Origin of the sequence: Rhizobium sp. Root708 (assembly GCF_001429725.1) — a bacterium.
Lineage (GTDB): Bacteria > Pseudomonadota > Alphaproteobacteria > Rhizobiales > Rhizobiaceae > Rhizobium.
In genome coordinates, this window is the sequence record NZ_LMHV01000007.1 from 214,683 (window position 1) to 229,207 (window position 14,525).

A 14,525-nucleotide genomic window follows, 5' to 3' on the forward strand; every position below is an offset into this window, starting at 1 on the left:
TGTCGCGAGCAGGAGGCCAGCCGGGCGGACCCGGCTGGCTTATTTCAGGAGATTTAGAACGTCGCCGCGCCGCTGCCCCATGGGCCGTGGTGGAAGTCCTTGCCGTCGAGGCGGTCGAAGCCATGCGCGCCGAAGAAGTCGCGCTGCGCCTGGATCAGGTTGGCAGTGCCGCGACCCTGGCGATAGGCGTCGAAATAGGTCAGCGCCGACGTCAGCGCCGGAACCGGCAGACCTGCCTGCAGCGCGGCCGCAACGACACGACGCAGTGCCGGCAGCGATTCCTTTACCATGTCGGAGAAGGCAGGCGTCACGATCAGGTTGGCAGCATCCGGAGCCTTGGTGAAGGCCGAGGTGATCTCGTCCAGGAACTGCGAACGGATGATGCAGCCGTCGCGCCAGATCTTGGCGATGACAGGCATCGGCAGCGACCAGTTGAACTCACGCGAGGCTTCCGCCATCACCGCAAAACCCTGCGCGTAAGCGCCGATCTTCGCCGCGAACAGCGCCAGTTCCAGGTCCTTGTTCAGATCAGGTCCGTAGGCGATCGGGAACTTGTACTCCGGCTTGCCGAAGATCTTTTCGGCAGCTTCGCGCTCGGTCTTCATCGACGACAGGCTGCGGGCGGCAACAGCCGCCTCGATCGCCGTTGCCGGAATGCCCATGTTCTGTGCTTCGATAGCCGACCACTTGCCGGTGCCCTTCTGGCCGGCCTTGTCGAGGATCATGTCGACCATCGGACCGCCGGAAACCGGATCGCTGGCCGCCAGAACCTTCTCGGAGATCTCGATCAGGTACGAGTTCAGGCGGCCCTTGTTCCATTCGCCGAAGATGCCGGAGATGTCCTTGGCGCTCTTACCGAGACCGTCACGCAGGATGCCGTAGATTTCGGCGATCATCTGCATGTCGGCATATTCGATGCCATTGTGGATCGTCTTGACGAAGTGACCGGCGCCGTCGTTACCGAGCCAGGCCACACAAGGGTCGCCCTTGTACTTGGCGGCAATCGAGGTCAGCACCTTTTCGACGCGCTTGTAGCTGTCTTCGGTGCCGCCGACCATGATCGAAGGGCCATGACGCGCACCTTCTTCACCACCGGACACACCCATGCCGATGAAGGTCAGGTCGGTGTTCTTCAGGCGGTCGAAGCGGGCGATCGTGTCGCGGAAATTGGCGTTGCCGGCGTCGATCATGATGTCGCCCTTGGTCAGGTGCGGGCGAAGCGCTTCCATCTGCTGATCGACGGCTTCACCGGCCTTGATCATGATGATGATCGGGCGCGGCGGGCGGATTGCCTCGACGAACTCCTCGATCGTCTTGCAGGGAATGATCTGCTTCTTCAGATCACCGGCGCTTTCGTAGAACTCATCCGTCTTTTCGGGAGTACGGTTGAAGACCGCAATCTTGTTGCCTTTTTCCGCGATGTTGAGCGCCAGGTTGGAACCCATGACGGCAAGGCCGATCAGCCCGATTTCTGCCTTTTCCACGATACACCTCCGATGAGTCATTTTGGACCGGTGTTGTGGCACTGTCTGGCTCAAACGGCAAGTTCGATTCGGCTTCGAATTGGCGTCGTATTGCGAGCAATGCAAACTGACCCATATCCTGCAAAAGCCCAATGGGAGTGTGTGATGGCAAGCCAGAAACAACAGGCGCCGGCAACGCTTGCAATGCGCGCCGGCAGCTACCGCGAGCAGCGCCCGAAGCATGGGCTAGCCGGCCATTTCCATTGCCTCTGGACGCATAGCATTACCTCGAGCGCCAGGATTGCGATCGTGCCAGACGGCTATTGCGACCTTGTCTGGATCGGCGGTCGCGTCGTCATCGCCGGCCCCGACCGAACAAGCGCGTTCCCTTATATGGCGATCGGTGCTGATGTCGTTGGGGCGCGCTTTTCGCCAGGCTCTGCCGCCGAATGGTTGGGATTGCCGATGTCCGAGATCGTCGGGCAATCCGTTCCGCTCGAGGATTTCTGGGGAACGAAGGCGCATACACTCGGTCAGCAGCTCTCGGATTGTGCTGATAATCACGAGCGGCTCCGACTGCTGCCGGCGGTGCTGGAGAAGGAGACCGAGAGACATACTCCGCCGCCGGATGACATCCGCCATGCCTTCGATATCGCGACCGTCCATTCCACAGCCGATCTGACGGATCGGCTCCTGGCGGATATCAGTATTGGAGAAAGGCAGCTCCGGCGTCGCTGCCATCACTATTTCGGATACGGCGCGAAGACCCTGTCACGCATCAGGCGGTTCCAGCGGCTGCTCAAGCTGTTGCGGTCGTCACCATCGGCATCCCTCGCCGAGATTGCCGTTGCCGTCGGCTACAGCGACCAGGCGCACATGAACCGCGACGCCTTGGAATTATCCAGCCTGACGCCGCTAGAGCTGCAACGCCAGGCGGCACTTTCGAGCGCGCAGGTGCCGTGACCGTTTTCTTCAATACGGGGACCAGCAAGCAGCGTTACGATCCGTCAATCCATGAGAGAGCGACTATGACCACGATGCCCGTCAGAATTATCCACCAATCCATCGACCGCAACTGGCAGGACGTTTACGCCTACGCAATCGAGCCCGTGAACATGCCGCTTTGGGCGTCGGGCCTCGCATCCGGCCTGAAACCCGATGGCGACGACTGGATCGCTGAAGGCGTTCTCGGCACGGCGCGGGTCAGCTTCGTACCGAAGAATGCCTTCGGCGTGATCGACCACACTGTCATCATCGAAAGCGGGCTGCGGGTCTACAACGCGCTCCGCGTTGTCCCGAACGGCGATGGTTGTGTCGTCATGTTCACGCTGCTACGCCTTCCTGAAATGACCGACGAGTAGTTCGAAGCGGATGCGGCGCATATCGCACGGGACCTTGAGAGCCTGAGGGCGCTGACGGAAAACGGAGACACATGATGGACACCACCAGCGACATCAAACGCATCGACTACGTCGAATTCAACGTGACCGACATCGAAGCGACCAAGGCTTTTTACGGCCGTGCCTTTGGTTGGCAATTCAAGGACTACGGCCCGAACTATTGCGAGTTCAGCGACGGCCGGCTGACAGGCGGATTCACGAATCTGGAGAAGCCGCGCCCAGGCGGACCGCTGGTGATCCTCTATGCCGATGACCTTGAGGCAACGCTTGCCAGCGTCGAAAGCGCCGGCGGCAAGATCATCCGACCGATTACCGACTTTCCCGGCGGCCGCCGCTTTCACTTCGGCGATCCCGATGGCTATGAGCTCGCGGTGTGGACACGCGCCTGATCAGGCGGCCAGCGTGACCGCCTTCGCGCCGCGCTTTTCGAGAATGATCAGCGCGCCGATAACGCTGCTGGACGCGTCCCTTAGCGGCGACATGCGGCAGCGCATATCCTCGACAAGCCCGCTGCTTTTGCGCTCGTAGGAATGTTCCGAGCCCTCGCCGGCAAAGCAGGCGTCGAGCTTGGCCTTCACGCACTCGTTGAAGCGCTTCTCGCCGATGAACTCCATGATGTGGCGCCCGATCATCTCTATCGGCTTCTTGCCGAGATAGTCGGAATTGGCGGAGTTCGAATAGAGATAGCGGTAGTCTCGGGTCAGAACCGCCACGCGATCAGGCAATGTCTCGAGGATGGCCGCGTTGAGGAAATTTCCGTTGTCGGTGTTCGGAACATAGGCGCCGGGAACAGAAATCGGCTCCGGCACCGGCGCGGTCATCCGCCAGCCCGGCAAAGGCGTACCGAAATACTGCTCCATCAGGTGCGAAAGCAGCTTCACATGCTCGCGCACATACTCGCTGTCGTCGGCATACTGATCGATCAGGCAACCGACGAACTGCAGTTGCATGTGGATGTAGAGGAGATTTTCGGCACGGTAGCCGATGATCGCCTCGACGAGTCCGTCGACATGGCGATCCAGACTACTCACCCGCGCGTCATCGCCGAGCCGTATCGCCTCGTTGATCTGCGCGCAGCGCAGCGAAAACGCTTGAAAAAGCCCCAGCAAAACGCCCCCGATGCAGACCGTGTGACGAACATTCAGAGATCAGCTGAACCTCGGATTGCGACAAATCAAAGCCGAAACCACAAAGCGCTCGCCTTAGTAGAGGCGGTAACATGACACCTGTTCATATTCAATGAAGAACAGCAGGTATTTTTCAATGACAAGATGTAGGATTTACTTGAATACGCTGTGCTTGATCTGCCAGCGATCATGATACCAAAGCCATTGCTCGGGATATTCGCGTACCCAGCTTTCAACTTTATCGTTCAAAAGCTGTGCGGTTGCCGTGAGATCGAGATTGCCATTGGCATCGCGCGGCATTTCCATGCGCGGTTCGATCTCGAGACGATAGCGGTTTCCCGGCAGCCGAATGCATCGCGCCGGATAGACCTCGCAACCGAATTGCCGAACCAGCTTTCCAAGCAGCGGGTTGGTCTGCACGGGCAGCCCGAAGAACTCGGTCTTTAGCCCCTTCTGGAACTTCTGGTCGACGAGCACGCCGACGCCCTGCCCCGCCTCGAGCTGTCGGGCAAGCGCAAACGACGAGCCGGCATGCGACGGAACCAGCTTGCCCATGCGGGCACTCCGGAAGTCGAAGACCTTCTTTGCCACGTAAGGGTTGTTTGGAGGACGGAAGAGAACCGTCACGTAGAGACCGAATGCCGCGCCGGCCACCGGCAGCAGCTCGAAATTGCCCGTGTGCCCCGTAAACACAATGAAGGGCCGCGGATTTTCCAGGAGGTCGATGAAGATCGGTACCCCCGACACTTCCACCCTGCCCGGCTCCGACTGCTCCGGATCGAAATCGAACAGCCGGTCGAGGAATACATACTCGGCAGCCAGGCGCCCCATGTTGGCCCAGCTTCCGAGCGCGATCTCGTTGATTTCAGCCTCGCTCTTCTCCGGAAAGGCATTGCGGAGGTTCGCCAGCATCAGCTTGTGCCGTTTAAGCTTCGGTCCGATCCTGCGCATGAGCCAATCGATGAAGTTGATTGCCCCGTCCGCCGGAAAGATCTTCAGGAAATTCAGGAATCCGAACATCACCTGCGCAATCAGCCACTGGCGGAAATGCAGCAGTTTGAGCACGATGCGGGTGATGAAGAGCTTCAAGGGCTCAGTCCATCTTCAGGATGATCTTGCCGAAGATCTGGCGCGTTTCCATGCGCTCGAGCGCGCGATCGATGTCGTCGAAGCTGACCTCTGTATCGATAACAGGATGCACCAGGCCGCGCCCCATCTTCTGCATGGCGTCCGCCATGTTCTCCATGCGGCAACCGAACGAACCGAAGAGCTTCAGCTGCTGCTGGAACAGCATCATCAGGTTCATCTCGGTCGAGACACCCGACGTCGAACCACAGGTAACCAGGCGGCCACCACGCTTCATGCACAGCATCGAGCCGGCCCAGGTGTCCTTGCCGACGTGTTCGAAAACAACATCGACGCCCTTCTTCTTGGTGAGCTTGCGGACAACGCCCTCGAAACGGTCTGTGCGGTAGTTGATGACGTGATCGGCGCCGAGTGCCTTCGCCTTCTCGATCTTGTCGTCGGAGCCGACCGTCGTGATGACGGTGCAGCCGATCTTCTTGGCAAGCTGGATGGCAGCCGTGCCGATACCGGAACCGCCGGCATGCACGAGGATGGTTTCGCCGGGCTCGAGCTTGGCGTTATCGAACAGCATGTGCTCGACAGTTCCGAAGGTCACGGGAGCCAGCGCGGCCCCGATCGCATCGACACCGGGAGGAGCCGGCACGAGAAGACGCGCGGGTAGATTGACCTTTTCCTGCGCGAAGCCATCGAGATGGAAGCCATGAACGCCGGAGACATGTTCGCAAAGATTGTCGCGGCCTTCGCGGCACGGACGGCAGAGGCCGCAGGTGCGCGCGCCGTAGATCGACACCAGCTGTCCCGGCAGGACGTTCGCGACGCCCGGGCCGATCGCTTCGACCACGCCGGACGCTTCGGCACCGATCACCAGCGGCATCTTGCGCTTGGCGAAGGCCATGCCGCGCCAGCCCCAGACGTCGATGTGGTTCAGGGCGACGGCCTTGACGCGCAGCGTCACCTCACCGGCAGCCGGAGCATCGGGCTCGGGCAGATCGGTGATCTCAAGTTTGCGGTCGTCGATCAGTTGCAAAGCGCGCATGGCGAAGTCCTTGGGCAAGCGCATCGGCCGACGCCGACGCGCAGTTTATGAATGGGCGCTGCACCCGCGTCGCAACCGCGAGGGCGGCGGACACAGCACCAGTTGTTTCTCAAGCTACGATCGAAAACCGATTAAGCCGGTTCCAGCGCCATGACAAGGCTGGCGTTCTGTCCGCCGAATCCGAAGGAATTCGACAGCACCGCGTTCGCCTGTCCGTCACGCTTCTTGTTCGGTACGACGTCGAGCACGATCGTCGGGTCAGGCGTGTTGTAGTTGATCGTCGGCGGCAGCGTGCCGGTCAGCATCGTCTGCAGCGAGAAGACTGCCTCCACGGCGCCTGCGGCGGTCAACGTATGGCCGATCATCGACTTGTTCGACGACAGCGGGATCGAGGCAAGACGCTCGCCGAAAACCGCCAGCATGGAAGCATATTCCATCTTGTCGTTCTCCGGTGTCGAGGTGCCGTGAGCGTTGATGTAGCCAATGCTGTCTTCGTTCATGCCGGCATCCGCGAGGGCTGCGCGGATCGTTGCGATCGCCGGGCCGCCATCTGGCGAGGAACGCGTGCGGTGGAACGAATCCGCCTTTTCACCGGCGCCCTTCATGATACCCAGGATCTTGGCCCCACGTGCGATGGCCGATTCCAGCGATTCCAGAACCAGTGTTGCAGCACCTTCGGCGATGACAAAGCCGTCGCGATCCTTGCTGAACGGCTTCGAGGCCTTGGTCGGCGGATCGTTCTGCGTCGACAGGGCCGAAAGCAGCGAAAAGCGGATCAACGCCTCCGCGCTGACCGATCCGTCGGTGGCGACGGCCAGAGCACGGTTAGTGCGGCCCTGACGGATCGCCTCGATGCCGAGCTGGATCGCCGTTGCACCCGAAGCGCACGCCGTCGACAGCGTCACCGGCAGACCGCGTGTACCGAACCTGTCCGCAAGCCGCTCCGAGATGGCGCCGAACAGGGCCGCCTCATGGAAGGCCGGATCAGTGCGCTGGCGCATGGCCGCCAGGAAACGCTCATAGGCATCGCCCGGATGAGCGGCCGGCGGCGAGCGGTCCGCAAGTTCGAAACGCGCGTTCCATTCGGGCTCGATCGGCGGCGCGGCAAGAAACAGCGGACCGTTGAAATCGCCGGAGATATCGGCGTCGGCAAGCGCCTCGATCGTCGTTTCCCGCGCGAACGCATAGGAGCGCTCGACAGCATTGTCGGCCGGAACGTCGATGAAATCCACGGTGCCGGCAATACGCGTCGAAAGTCCGTCGGTCGGGAACCGGTTGATGTCGTGGATCCCGGACTTGCCCGACGTCAACGACGCCCAGTTGTCCTTCAATCCCTGGCCGAGCGAGGTGATGATGCCAACGCCTGTAACGGCGACGATCGGGCGCCCGAGATGATCCTTGTAAGCAGAATCTTTCATTGCTCTCTCCTCACGCTTCCGCGGACAGAACCGCGACGCCTTCGCCGCGCTGGTGACCGACCGTAGTGACGATCGCAGCCTTTGTAGGCGCGGTCATCGGTTTCTCATGGGCCGGGTCGAACTGGGGGATGACGGCCTTGCTGTCGACAGCGAGCGCCGCGAGAGCGAGCCCGAGCGTGAAGTGCGCCTCCATGCCGTGCCCGGTCACCCCGCCGAAGCCGCGGATCGCGGCACCCGGCAATTGGCGCTCGAGAACGGCCTTCTCGCGCTGCGCGAGTTCCGGCATGCCAGTGGAGCCGGAAAAGATTGCCGTGCTTTCGGCTGCCAACCCATCCGTCGGCTCAAGCAGGCGCTCAAGGCGGTGCTCGAAATTGCCGGCATTGCGATTGCCGCGATCGCCTTCGATGGACGAGATCGTCCCATAGATATGCGCGCCCCGCTCTTCAGCATGGGCGCGGGATTCAAGCACCAGAAACGCACCAACCGATCCAGAAATGATCCCGCCGTCTTCACGCGACCAGAGCGGCTTCCATTCGTCGCGCGAATGCGAGCCGATCGCTTCGAAGAGAAGCACCATATCGAGCCGCTCGGCCGAAAACGCACCGCCGACAAGCGCATGCGACGACTCTCCGGACTTGATCCGGTAGAACGCGGTTTCAACGGCTGAAATACCGGCGGCTTCCTCTCCCATGAAGGTTCGCGAGGATCCGGTCACCTTGTGCACGATCGAGATATTGCCGGCTAGCAGGTTCGAGAGCTGCGCGAGGAAAAGCGTCGGACGCAGTTCGGTCGTCAGCTTCTCGTTCAGCAGCACTTCGCGATCGTTGCGCTTCAGGCCTTCGTCGACGATGATCGTATCGACGTTGATGTCACGCTCGCCGCCGCCGGCAGCAACGATCATGTCCATGCTGCCGCAGGCTTCGGCATTATCCTTGAAACCCGCATCGTCGAGCGCGAGGCCGGCGGCGAACACGCCGATGCGCTGCCAGTTTTCCATCTGTCGCTGGTCGCCGCGCTTGGCGATCTGCTGCGACCAATCGACTTCCGGCAACGGATGGATCGGGTAGGGCTTAAACTTTTCGGTCTCGACGACAGGCTTCGGCGCCTCGCCGGCCGTCAGCAACGCGACATGCGCATCCTTGCCGACGCCCTGGCATGTGACAATGCCGACGCCCGTGATAACGACATCATTATGAGCCTTGCTCATCCGTTCACTCCTTGCGCAGCGATCGCATCCAAAAGCCCGACCTCGCCGGCTCGTTTCTTGACGATATCTCCGAGCGGCACTTCGCTGAAGGGCATGGTGCGAAGCTTGAGCTGCGCATCGCAAACCTTCTTGCCGGCGCTCGTGATCTTCGCCTTGGTAACGGCGAATCCGGATCCGTCGTGCTCCAGCACGGCCTCGATATCCAGCACCGCTTCGGGCTCGACAAACGTGCGCATCTTGGCGCCGTCGACCGTCATCAGAAACGGCATCGCGGCAAAATTGGTCACGGCAAGCACAAGCATGCCGGACGCCTGCGCCATGGTCTCGATAAGAAGCACGCCTGGTACAAGCGGCATGCCGGGAAAATGACCTTCGAACACAGGGCTCTTCGCGGGCACGACGGAACGCGCCCTGAGCGTTGCTTTCTGAAGGTCGACCGCCTCGATACGGTCAATCATCTGGAAGTATTCCAGCAGCATCGGATCCTCCGGCCACACGAGCACCAAACCCGGCGGCTAGGCCTACTTAATAACAAAACCGCCCGGCCGCCATGATGAAGGGCGGCAGGGCGGATAAAAAAGTTGGTTGTGCCGATCAGGCCTTGGCGGAGCGCAGCTCGTCGATCTTGGCACAGAGGTTCTTCAGCACGAAGTATTCTTCCGTGGAAACCTTGCCTTCGTTGACTTCCTGCGTCCACTTTTCGAGCGGGATCTTGATGCCGAATTCCTTGTCGATCGCAAAAACGATATCGAGGAAGTCGAGGCTGTCGATACCGAGGTCGTCGATCGTATGGCTTTCCGGCGTGATCGTGTCGCGATCGATCTCGCTCGTCTCTGCAATGATGTCGGCAACTTTATCGAATGTAGCGGTCACGCCTGTACCTCTTGAGATGAGAATTTACCCCCTCATAGGCAAATCCATTTCAAAAGCCAATGCCTTCGCTTGTTGCAAGGCGCAATTTGCAACTCCACTGTTGCTCAAACAGCATGGAGGCCCGCTGTGCGCGAGCGAGTGCCATTAGCTGGGTCACCAATCAGTTGGTGATGACGACGCGGGTATTCGCAAGCCCCGCCTGGCGGGTCATGGTGAAAAATTGCGCGGCATTCTCGGGATGAAGGCGAACACAGCCATGCGACGCCGGCCGGCCGAGCCGCTTCAGATCGAATGTGGCATGCACGGCGTATCCGCCGTTGAAAAACACCGCGTAGGGCATCGGTGCATCGTCGTACTTCTTGGAACGGTGATCGCGGGAAAGCCACTTGGCGCTCCAGGAACCGACCGGGGTGACGTAACCGCGACGAGCCGTCGAGACCTTCCAGCGGTATTTCACGAAGCCGTTCTCGCTGACGGTCATCGTCTGGTCCCCGATGCTGATCTGGGCGACCAGCGTCGAAGCGCTTGCATCGGCGGCAGACAGCTGCAGCAGAAGAATTGCCGCCGCTCCCACAAGTATAGTCTTCATTGTCCCTCTCCGTCTCATTCGACGACCCAACAGAAAGGAACGTATTTCCTGAAAAATTACAGGAGCTTAAAGATCATGGTAAGCAAGAGAATAACATCAATTACAGAAGAAAGACGAAGAGAGCCAGGATGATGAAGGCGAGCACCGAGCAACTGGCGTAGAAGACCGACAGGCCATCCTCGATATCACCGACCGTTGCCGTATCCCGTCCTGCCCCATTGATCATCGGCTCCATCACCACAACTCCGGAATAGACCCTTGGGCCGGCAAGCTGGACGTTCAGCGCCCCGGCCATCGCCGCTTCCGGGCGACCGGAGTTCGGCGACCGGTGTAGGCCGCCGTCGCGCATGGCGATACGGAACGCCTCCCGGCAGGCATCGCTGCCACGCCGCAACCAGGCACCTGCGGCAATCAAGGCGATGGACAGGCGCGCGGCCGGCCAATTGGCCAGATCATCGAGCCGGGCCGAAGCCCAGCCGAAATCGATGTAGCGCTCGGTCTTGTGACCGATCATCGAGTCCGCCGTATTCAGCATCTTGTAGGCGAAAAGCCCCGGCAGGCCGAGAACCGCATACCAGAACGCCGGCGCGACGACGCCATCCGAGAAATTCTCCGCCAGGCTTTCGATCGCTGCGCGACAAACGGCAGGCTCGTCCAACGTTTCGGGGTCGCGTCCGACGATCATCGATACGGCATGCCGCCCGCCTTGCAATCCGTCCTCCTTCAGCCCCGCCGCCACGGCATCGACATGGTCGCCGAGGCTCTTCTGCGCGAAAAACACGGTTGCACATACCACCTCGAGCAATATTCCAGCGAGCCCGAACAGCGCGAAGAACCAATGGAGGGCGAGACCGACAAGCGCGCTCGCCAGAAGCAGCAGGACAATGCACAGGATACCGTTGCGCCGCTTCTGCCTCTTGGTCAGGGTGCTCCGGTTCAACCATCCCTCGAACCACCCGATGACACGGCCGAACAACACGATCGGATGCGGCACCTGAGCCCATAGGGCGGGCGGATCGCCGACGATCCGGTCGAGGAGCAGTGCGAGGACCAGGACGAGAAGATTCAGTTCAAACGTCATGCGTTGTAACTCTGAAGAGCCTCCAGAAGCCTCGCATCGCCCGCAGCATCCGCTGCAAGCCCGAAGCGAAGCCAGTTGGGTGCATAGTCGAACTTCCGGACAAGGATCCGGGATCGGCAAAGATGTGCGTGCAAACGGTCGGCAGCATTGTGCTCGACAAGCGCAAACAGGCTCGTTCCGCCGACGATCCGGAGACCGCTCGCCTGCAGCGTCCCGTGCAAAGCCAGGCTGCGCTCCGCGATCGCCTGCCTGATGGCAGTCGTATCAGAACGCAGAAGCGACGCGGCGACGGAAAGAGCCGGGCCGGACACCGCCCAGGGCCCGAGCCAGCCCTCGAACCTGTCGAGAACCTCTGGTGACGCAACGACGAAGCCCAGCCTCAGACCGGCAAGGCCGAAGAATTTGCCGAAAGAGCGAAACACCACGACGTTTGCGGATCCGGCGAGCTCTGGAACAATGCTGCCGTGAGGCTCAGCATCCCCGAACGCTTCATCGACGACAAGAACGCCACTCCATCTGGCCAAGCGCTGAGCGAGAGCGGCAAGCCGAGCTACCTCGAACGTTCTGCCATCAGGATTGTTGGGATTGACGACAACGGCCAGCGCGTGCCGCTGGTCAATCTCTTCGAGGTTGGCGACCATATCGATCGCGTGGCCCGAGGATGCGAATGCACGTTGATATTCGCCGTAGGTCGGCCCGAGGATGGCGACGCGTTCGCCCGCCTGGACAAGGCGCGGCAGCAACTGGATCACCGACTGCGTCCCGGGTACCGGCAGCGGCAGGATCGGGCCGCTGCCGTAGTAATCCCGGGCTGCCTCGCGGGCGGCGGCGGCGAGATGTGCATCCGGAAGGCGATGCCACGCCCTGACCGAGATGTCAGGCACCGCAACCGGGTGCGGGTTGATGCCGGTCGACAGGTCCAGCCAGTCTTCCGGCTGCCCTCCATAGAGCAGTGCGGCGGCCGTGATCCCGCCGCCATGGACGATCGGCGCATTCATGCCGCTTCGCCCGCAAGATCGATCAGGTGCATGTAGGAACCGGCCACCTGCCCGCGCTGAAGCCCGGCGCTGCCGAGGTCATTGTCGAGGGCGTCCCGCACCTGGAAAAGTCGATCGGCCTCGCCCTCAGCCGCCACGGCGGAATAGTGGAACTCGTGCGCGGTCATCGGCTGCTCGAAGAATGAGCCGTTCAGCGGCGAAACCCGGCGGTAGCCGAGGTGACGCTTGCGATCCTGGTAGGTGGTGACCAAGGGCAGAAGACCGAGCATCTCGTGCCGTTCACCGCCGGCATCGATCAGCCCGTCGCCGAGCACCATATACCCGCCGCACTCGCCGTATATCCGCACGCCGCTTTCGGCTGCCCGCAACACCCCGGCTCGAAACGTCGACGCAGCGGCAATGCGACCGGCATGCAGCTCGGGATAGCCGCCCGGCAGGTAGATGGCGTCTGCGGTCCGTTCCGGCGCTTCGTCGGCCAGCGGCGAAAAGAACGTGATCTCAGCTCCTCTACGGCGCCAGCCGAGAAGCATATGCTCGTAAGAGAATGCAAATGCGATGTCGCGCGCAACCGCGATCCTGCTGCCGAGCGGCGGCAGGCGCGCGATATTGGCGGTCGAGGGCTTGTTGAGCCCCTGTCGCGCCACGCGAAGCAGAAACTCGAAATTGCAGGCCTCCGATACGGCTTCGGCGGCATGTTCGATGAAGTTTTCGAGCGCCTGGTGCTCGCCCGCCTGGACGAGACCAAGGTGGCGTTCCGGCAGGGCAACCGCGTTGTCGCGACGAACCACTGCGATGATCGGCATGCGAATGGCTTCGAGCGCGCGGCGGAGCATCATTTCGTGCCGCTCGCCGCCGACCTTGTTGAGAATGACGCCCGCCACCCTGACATCCGCCCGGAATCCGGCAAACCCCGCGACCAGCGCCGCAACGGATTGCGACATATGCGATGCGTCCACCACGAGAACCACGGAAAGCCCGAGCATCGCAGCAAGATCAGCGGCGGTGCCCCGGCCGTCGGCCGCGCCGTCGAACAGTCCCATCATTGCCTCGATGACCAGCAGCCGGTCGCCCGAACGATGCAGCGTCGCATTCGCCGCGATAAGCTCCGGTCTCATTGCCCATGGATCGAAGTTCAGACAGGCGACGCCACTGGCAGCCGCGTGAAAAGCCGGATCGATATAGTCAGGACCCGCCTTCCCCGGTGCGATCGCCACCCCGCGCTTCCGCAAGGCGCGCAACAGCCCGAGCGTGACAGTCGTCTTTCCCGACCCGGAGGACGGGGCCGCAATCAATAGACCACTCATGCCGTCTCCTTGCTGTCCGATTGCCGAAACGGATCAGGTTGCAGCTTACGTCCCGCCATTGCACCAAGCCAATCGAGCGATCCCCTGAGGCGAACGACCTCGCCGACGACCACGATGGCGGGCGGCTCAAGGCCGGATGCCTTTACGGCAGCGGGAGCCTCGCCAAGCGTCGTCTCCAACACCCGCTGGTTTTCGGTCGCCGCGCTGCAAACGAAAGCCACCGGCTCCAACGGGGAACGTCCGGCAGTGATCAGGTTCGCACTGATTTCCGCGATATGCTTCATGGCCATGTACATGACGATAACCGGCGATCCTTTGCCGATTGCGTTCCAGTTTATGGCATCCGGGACCAGACCGGAAGAATTATGTCCGGTCAGGAACGTCACCGCATGATTGATGTCGCGATGTGTGACGGGAATGCCCGCATAGGCCAACCCACCAATGCCGGCGCTGATGCCGGGGACGATGCGGAACGGCACATTATGCTCGACCAGCGTCAGCGCTTCTTCCCCGCCTCTTCCGAAGACGAACGGATCGCCGCCTTTCAGACGCAGCACACGTTTTCCCATCCGCGCCAGTTCGACGAGGCGAAGAGAAATATCGCGCTGTTTGGCGGAGGGCTTGCCGCCTCGTTTTCCGGCGTATTCGAGCAGCACGTCCGGACGTGCCAGCTTCAGGCAGTTTTCGTCCACCAGCGCATCATGAACCACGACATCGGCATCGCGGAGCGCCTTCACCGCCAGCAGCGTCAACAAACCGGGATCGCCCGGGCCGGCACCGACCAGCCAGACGCTGCCGGGTTCGATTGCGGGAAGGTTGGAAAGCGCAGCTTCGATCATTTCGATGATCTATGCCCACCTCGTCCCGAGGTCAACGCCAACGGACTTCACGAAATCAGCCTCTTCGGCAAAACGATATCCAGGCGTGAAGGACCGGATTCAGA

Annotated in this window: 15 protein-coding genes and 1 pseudogene; 3 read left to right on the forward strand and 13 right to left on the reverse strand. The window is 61.3% G+C overall.

Going from position 1 to position 14,525, the window contains the following annotated elements; genetic code table 11:
- Positions 1-53 precede the first annotated feature (53 nt).
- Positions 54-1,505, reverse strand: coding sequence for an NADP-dependent phosphogluconate dehydrogenase (gndA, locus tag ASE04_RS07940; protein ID WP_200960695.1), 1,452 nt, complete (start codon positions 1,503-1,505; stop codon positions 54-56).
- 123 nt (positions 1,506-1,628) lie between these two features.
- On the opposite strand from gndA, the gene ASE04_RS07945 reads away from it, so the two are divergent.
- From ASE04_RS07945 to ASE04_RS07955, 3 genes and pseudogenes are all read left to right on the forward strand, one after another.
- On the forward strand, positions 1,629-2,426 hold the full coding sequence (locus tag ASE04_RS07945) for an AraC family transcriptional regulator (protein ID WP_056814668.1): 798 nt from the start codon (positions 1,629-1,631) through the stop codon (positions 2,424-2,426).
- A 65-nt stretch (positions 2,427-2,491) separates the two neighbouring features.
- Positions 2,492-2,899 (forward strand): annotated as a pseudogene (locus ASE04_RS07950) (SRPBCC family protein).
- A complete protein-coding gene (locus tag ASE04_RS07955) occupies positions 2,899-3,252 on the forward strand; it encodes a VOC family protein (protein WP_056814786.1) in 354 nt (117 codons plus the stop codon). The pseudogene ASE04_RS07950 and the gene ASE04_RS07955 overlap by 1 nt, the downstream one beginning before the upstream one ends.
- On the opposite strand, the gene ASE04_RS07960 is transcribed toward ASE04_RS07955, so the two are convergent.
- The 12 genes from ASE04_RS07960 to cobA all read right to left on the reverse strand — a co-directional run bounded on the left by ASE04_RS07960 (position 3,253) and on the right by cobA (position 14,421).
- The gene (locus ASE04_RS07960) at positions 3,253-3,972 is read right to left on the reverse strand and encodes a PAS domain-containing protein (protein ID WP_056814673.1); all 720 of its coding nucleotides are present in this window, start codon (positions 3,970-3,972) and stop codon (positions 3,253-3,255) included.
- Between the two features lie 171 nt (positions 3,973-4,143).
- The gene (locus ASE04_RS07965) at positions 4,144-5,079 is read right to left on the reverse strand and encodes a lipid A biosynthesis lauroyl acyltransferase (RefSeq protein WP_056814676.1); all 936 of its coding nucleotides are present in this window, start codon (positions 5,077-5,079) and stop codon (positions 4,144-4,146) included.
- Positions 5,080-5,083: 4 nt separating this feature from the next.
- The gene (locus tag ASE04_RS07970; RefSeq protein WP_056814790.1) at positions 5,084-6,112 is read right to left on the reverse strand and encodes a zinc-binding dehydrogenase; all 1,029 of its coding nucleotides are present in this window, start codon (positions 6,110-6,112) and stop codon (positions 5,084-5,086) included.
- Positions 6,113-6,243: 131 nt separating this feature from the next.
- The gene (locus ASE04_RS07975; protein ID WP_056814679.1) at positions 6,244-7,530 is read right to left on the reverse strand and encodes a beta-ketoacyl-ACP synthase; all 1,287 of its coding nucleotides are present in this window, start codon (positions 7,528-7,530) and stop codon (positions 6,244-6,246) included.
- A 10-nt stretch (positions 7,531-7,540) separates the two neighbouring features.
- Positions 7,541-8,737, reverse strand: a complete 1,197-nt coding sequence (locus ASE04_RS07980; RefSeq protein ID WP_056814682.1) for a beta-ketoacyl-ACP synthase — start codon at positions 8,735-8,737, stop codon at positions 7,541-7,543.
- Positions 8,734-9,216, reverse strand: coding sequence for a 3-hydroxyacyl-ACP dehydratase FabZ family protein (locus ASE04_RS07985; RefSeq protein ID WP_056814685.1), 483 nt, complete (start codon positions 9,214-9,216; stop codon positions 8,734-8,736). Before ASE04_RS07985 ends, ASE04_RS07980 begins: the two co-directional genes overlap by 4 nt.
- Positions 9,217-9,331: 115 nt before the next feature.
- Positions 9,332-9,610: an acyl carrier protein gene (locus ASE04_RS07990; RefSeq protein ID WP_056814689.1), complete on the reverse strand. Its 279-nt coding sequence runs from the start codon at positions 9,608-9,610 to the stop codon at positions 9,332-9,334.
- Between the two features lie 160 nt (positions 9,611-9,770).
- A complete protein-coding gene (locus ASE04_RS07995) occupies positions 9,771-10,199 on the reverse strand; it encodes a L,D-transpeptidase (protein ID WP_056814692.1) in 429 nt (142 codons plus the stop codon).
- A 100-nt stretch (positions 10,200-10,299) separates the two neighbouring features.
- Positions 10,300-11,280, reverse strand: a complete 981-nt coding sequence (gene cbiB / locus ASE04_RS08000; protein WP_056814695.1) for an adenosylcobinamide-phosphate synthase CbiB — start codon at positions 11,278-11,280, stop codon at positions 10,300-10,302.
- Positions 11,277-12,278 carry a threonine-phosphate decarboxylase CobD gene (cobD, locus tag ASE04_RS08005; protein WP_056814697.1) on the reverse strand — a complete coding sequence of 334 codons (1,002 nt, stop codon included), beginning with the start codon at positions 12,276-12,278 and terminating at the stop codon, positions 11,277-11,279. Before cobD ends, cbiB begins: the two co-directional genes overlap by 4 nt.
- On the reverse strand, positions 12,275-13,582 hold the full coding sequence (locus ASE04_RS08010) for a cobyrinate a,c-diamide synthase (RefSeq protein WP_056814700.1): 1,308 nt from the start codon (positions 13,580-13,582) through the stop codon (positions 12,275-12,277). The genes cobD and ASE04_RS08010 overlap by 4 nt, the downstream gene beginning before the upstream one ends.
- On the reverse strand, positions 13,579-14,421 hold the full coding sequence (gene cobA / locus ASE04_RS08015; RefSeq protein WP_056814704.1) for a uroporphyrinogen-III C-methyltransferase: 843 nt from the start codon (positions 14,419-14,421) through the stop codon (positions 13,579-13,581). Before cobA ends, ASE04_RS08010 begins: the two co-directional genes overlap by 4 nt.
- Positions 14,422-14,525: the final 104 nt, after the last annotated feature.

Coding starts and splice junctions, on each gene's coding strand:
- ASE04_RS08010 (WP_056814700.1), bottom strand. CDS start 13,582: ATGAGTGGTCTATTGATTGCGGCCCCGTCCTCCGGGTCGGGAAAGACG.
- cobA (WP_056814704.1), bottom strand. CDS start 14,421: ATGATCGAAGCTGCGCTTTCCAACCTTCCCGCAATCGAACCCGGCAGC.
- ASE04_RS07975 (WP_056814679.1), bottom strand. CDS start 7,530: ATGAAAGATTCTGCTTACAAGGATCATCTCGGGCGCCCGATCGTCGCC.
- ASE04_RS07985 (WP_056814685.1), bottom strand. CDS start 9,216: ATGCTGCTGGAATACTTCCAGATGATTGACCGTATCGAGGCGGTCGAC.
- ASE04_RS07980 (WP_056814682.1), bottom strand. CDS start 8,737: ATGAGCAAGGCTCATAATGATGTCGTTATCACGGGCGTCGGCATTGTC.
- ASE04_RS07970 (WP_056814790.1), bottom strand. CDS start 6,112: ATGCGCGCTTTGCAACTGATCGACGACCGCAAACTTGAGATCACCGAT.
- cobD (WP_056814697.1), bottom strand. CDS start 12,278: ATGAATGCGCCGATCGTCCATGGCGGCGGGATCACGGCCGCCGCACTG.
- cbiB (WP_056814695.1), bottom strand. CDS start 11,280: ATGACGTTTGAACTGAATCTTCTCGTCCTGGTCCTCGCACTGCTCCTC.
- ASE04_RS07945 (WP_056814668.1), top strand. CDS start 1,629: ATGGCAAGCCAGAAACAACAGGCGCCGGCAACGCTTGCAATGCGCGCC.
- ASE04_RS07955 (WP_056814786.1), top strand. CDS start 2,899: ATGGACACCACCAGCGACATCAAACGCATCGACTACGTCGAATTCAAC.
- ASE04_RS07995 (WP_056814692.1), bottom strand. CDS start 10,199: ATGAAGACTATACTTGTGGGAGCGGCGGCAATTCTTCTGCTGCAGCTG.
- gndA (WP_200960695.1), bottom strand. CDS start 1,505: ATGACTCATCGGAGGTGTATCGTGGAAAAGGCAGAAATCGGGCTGATC.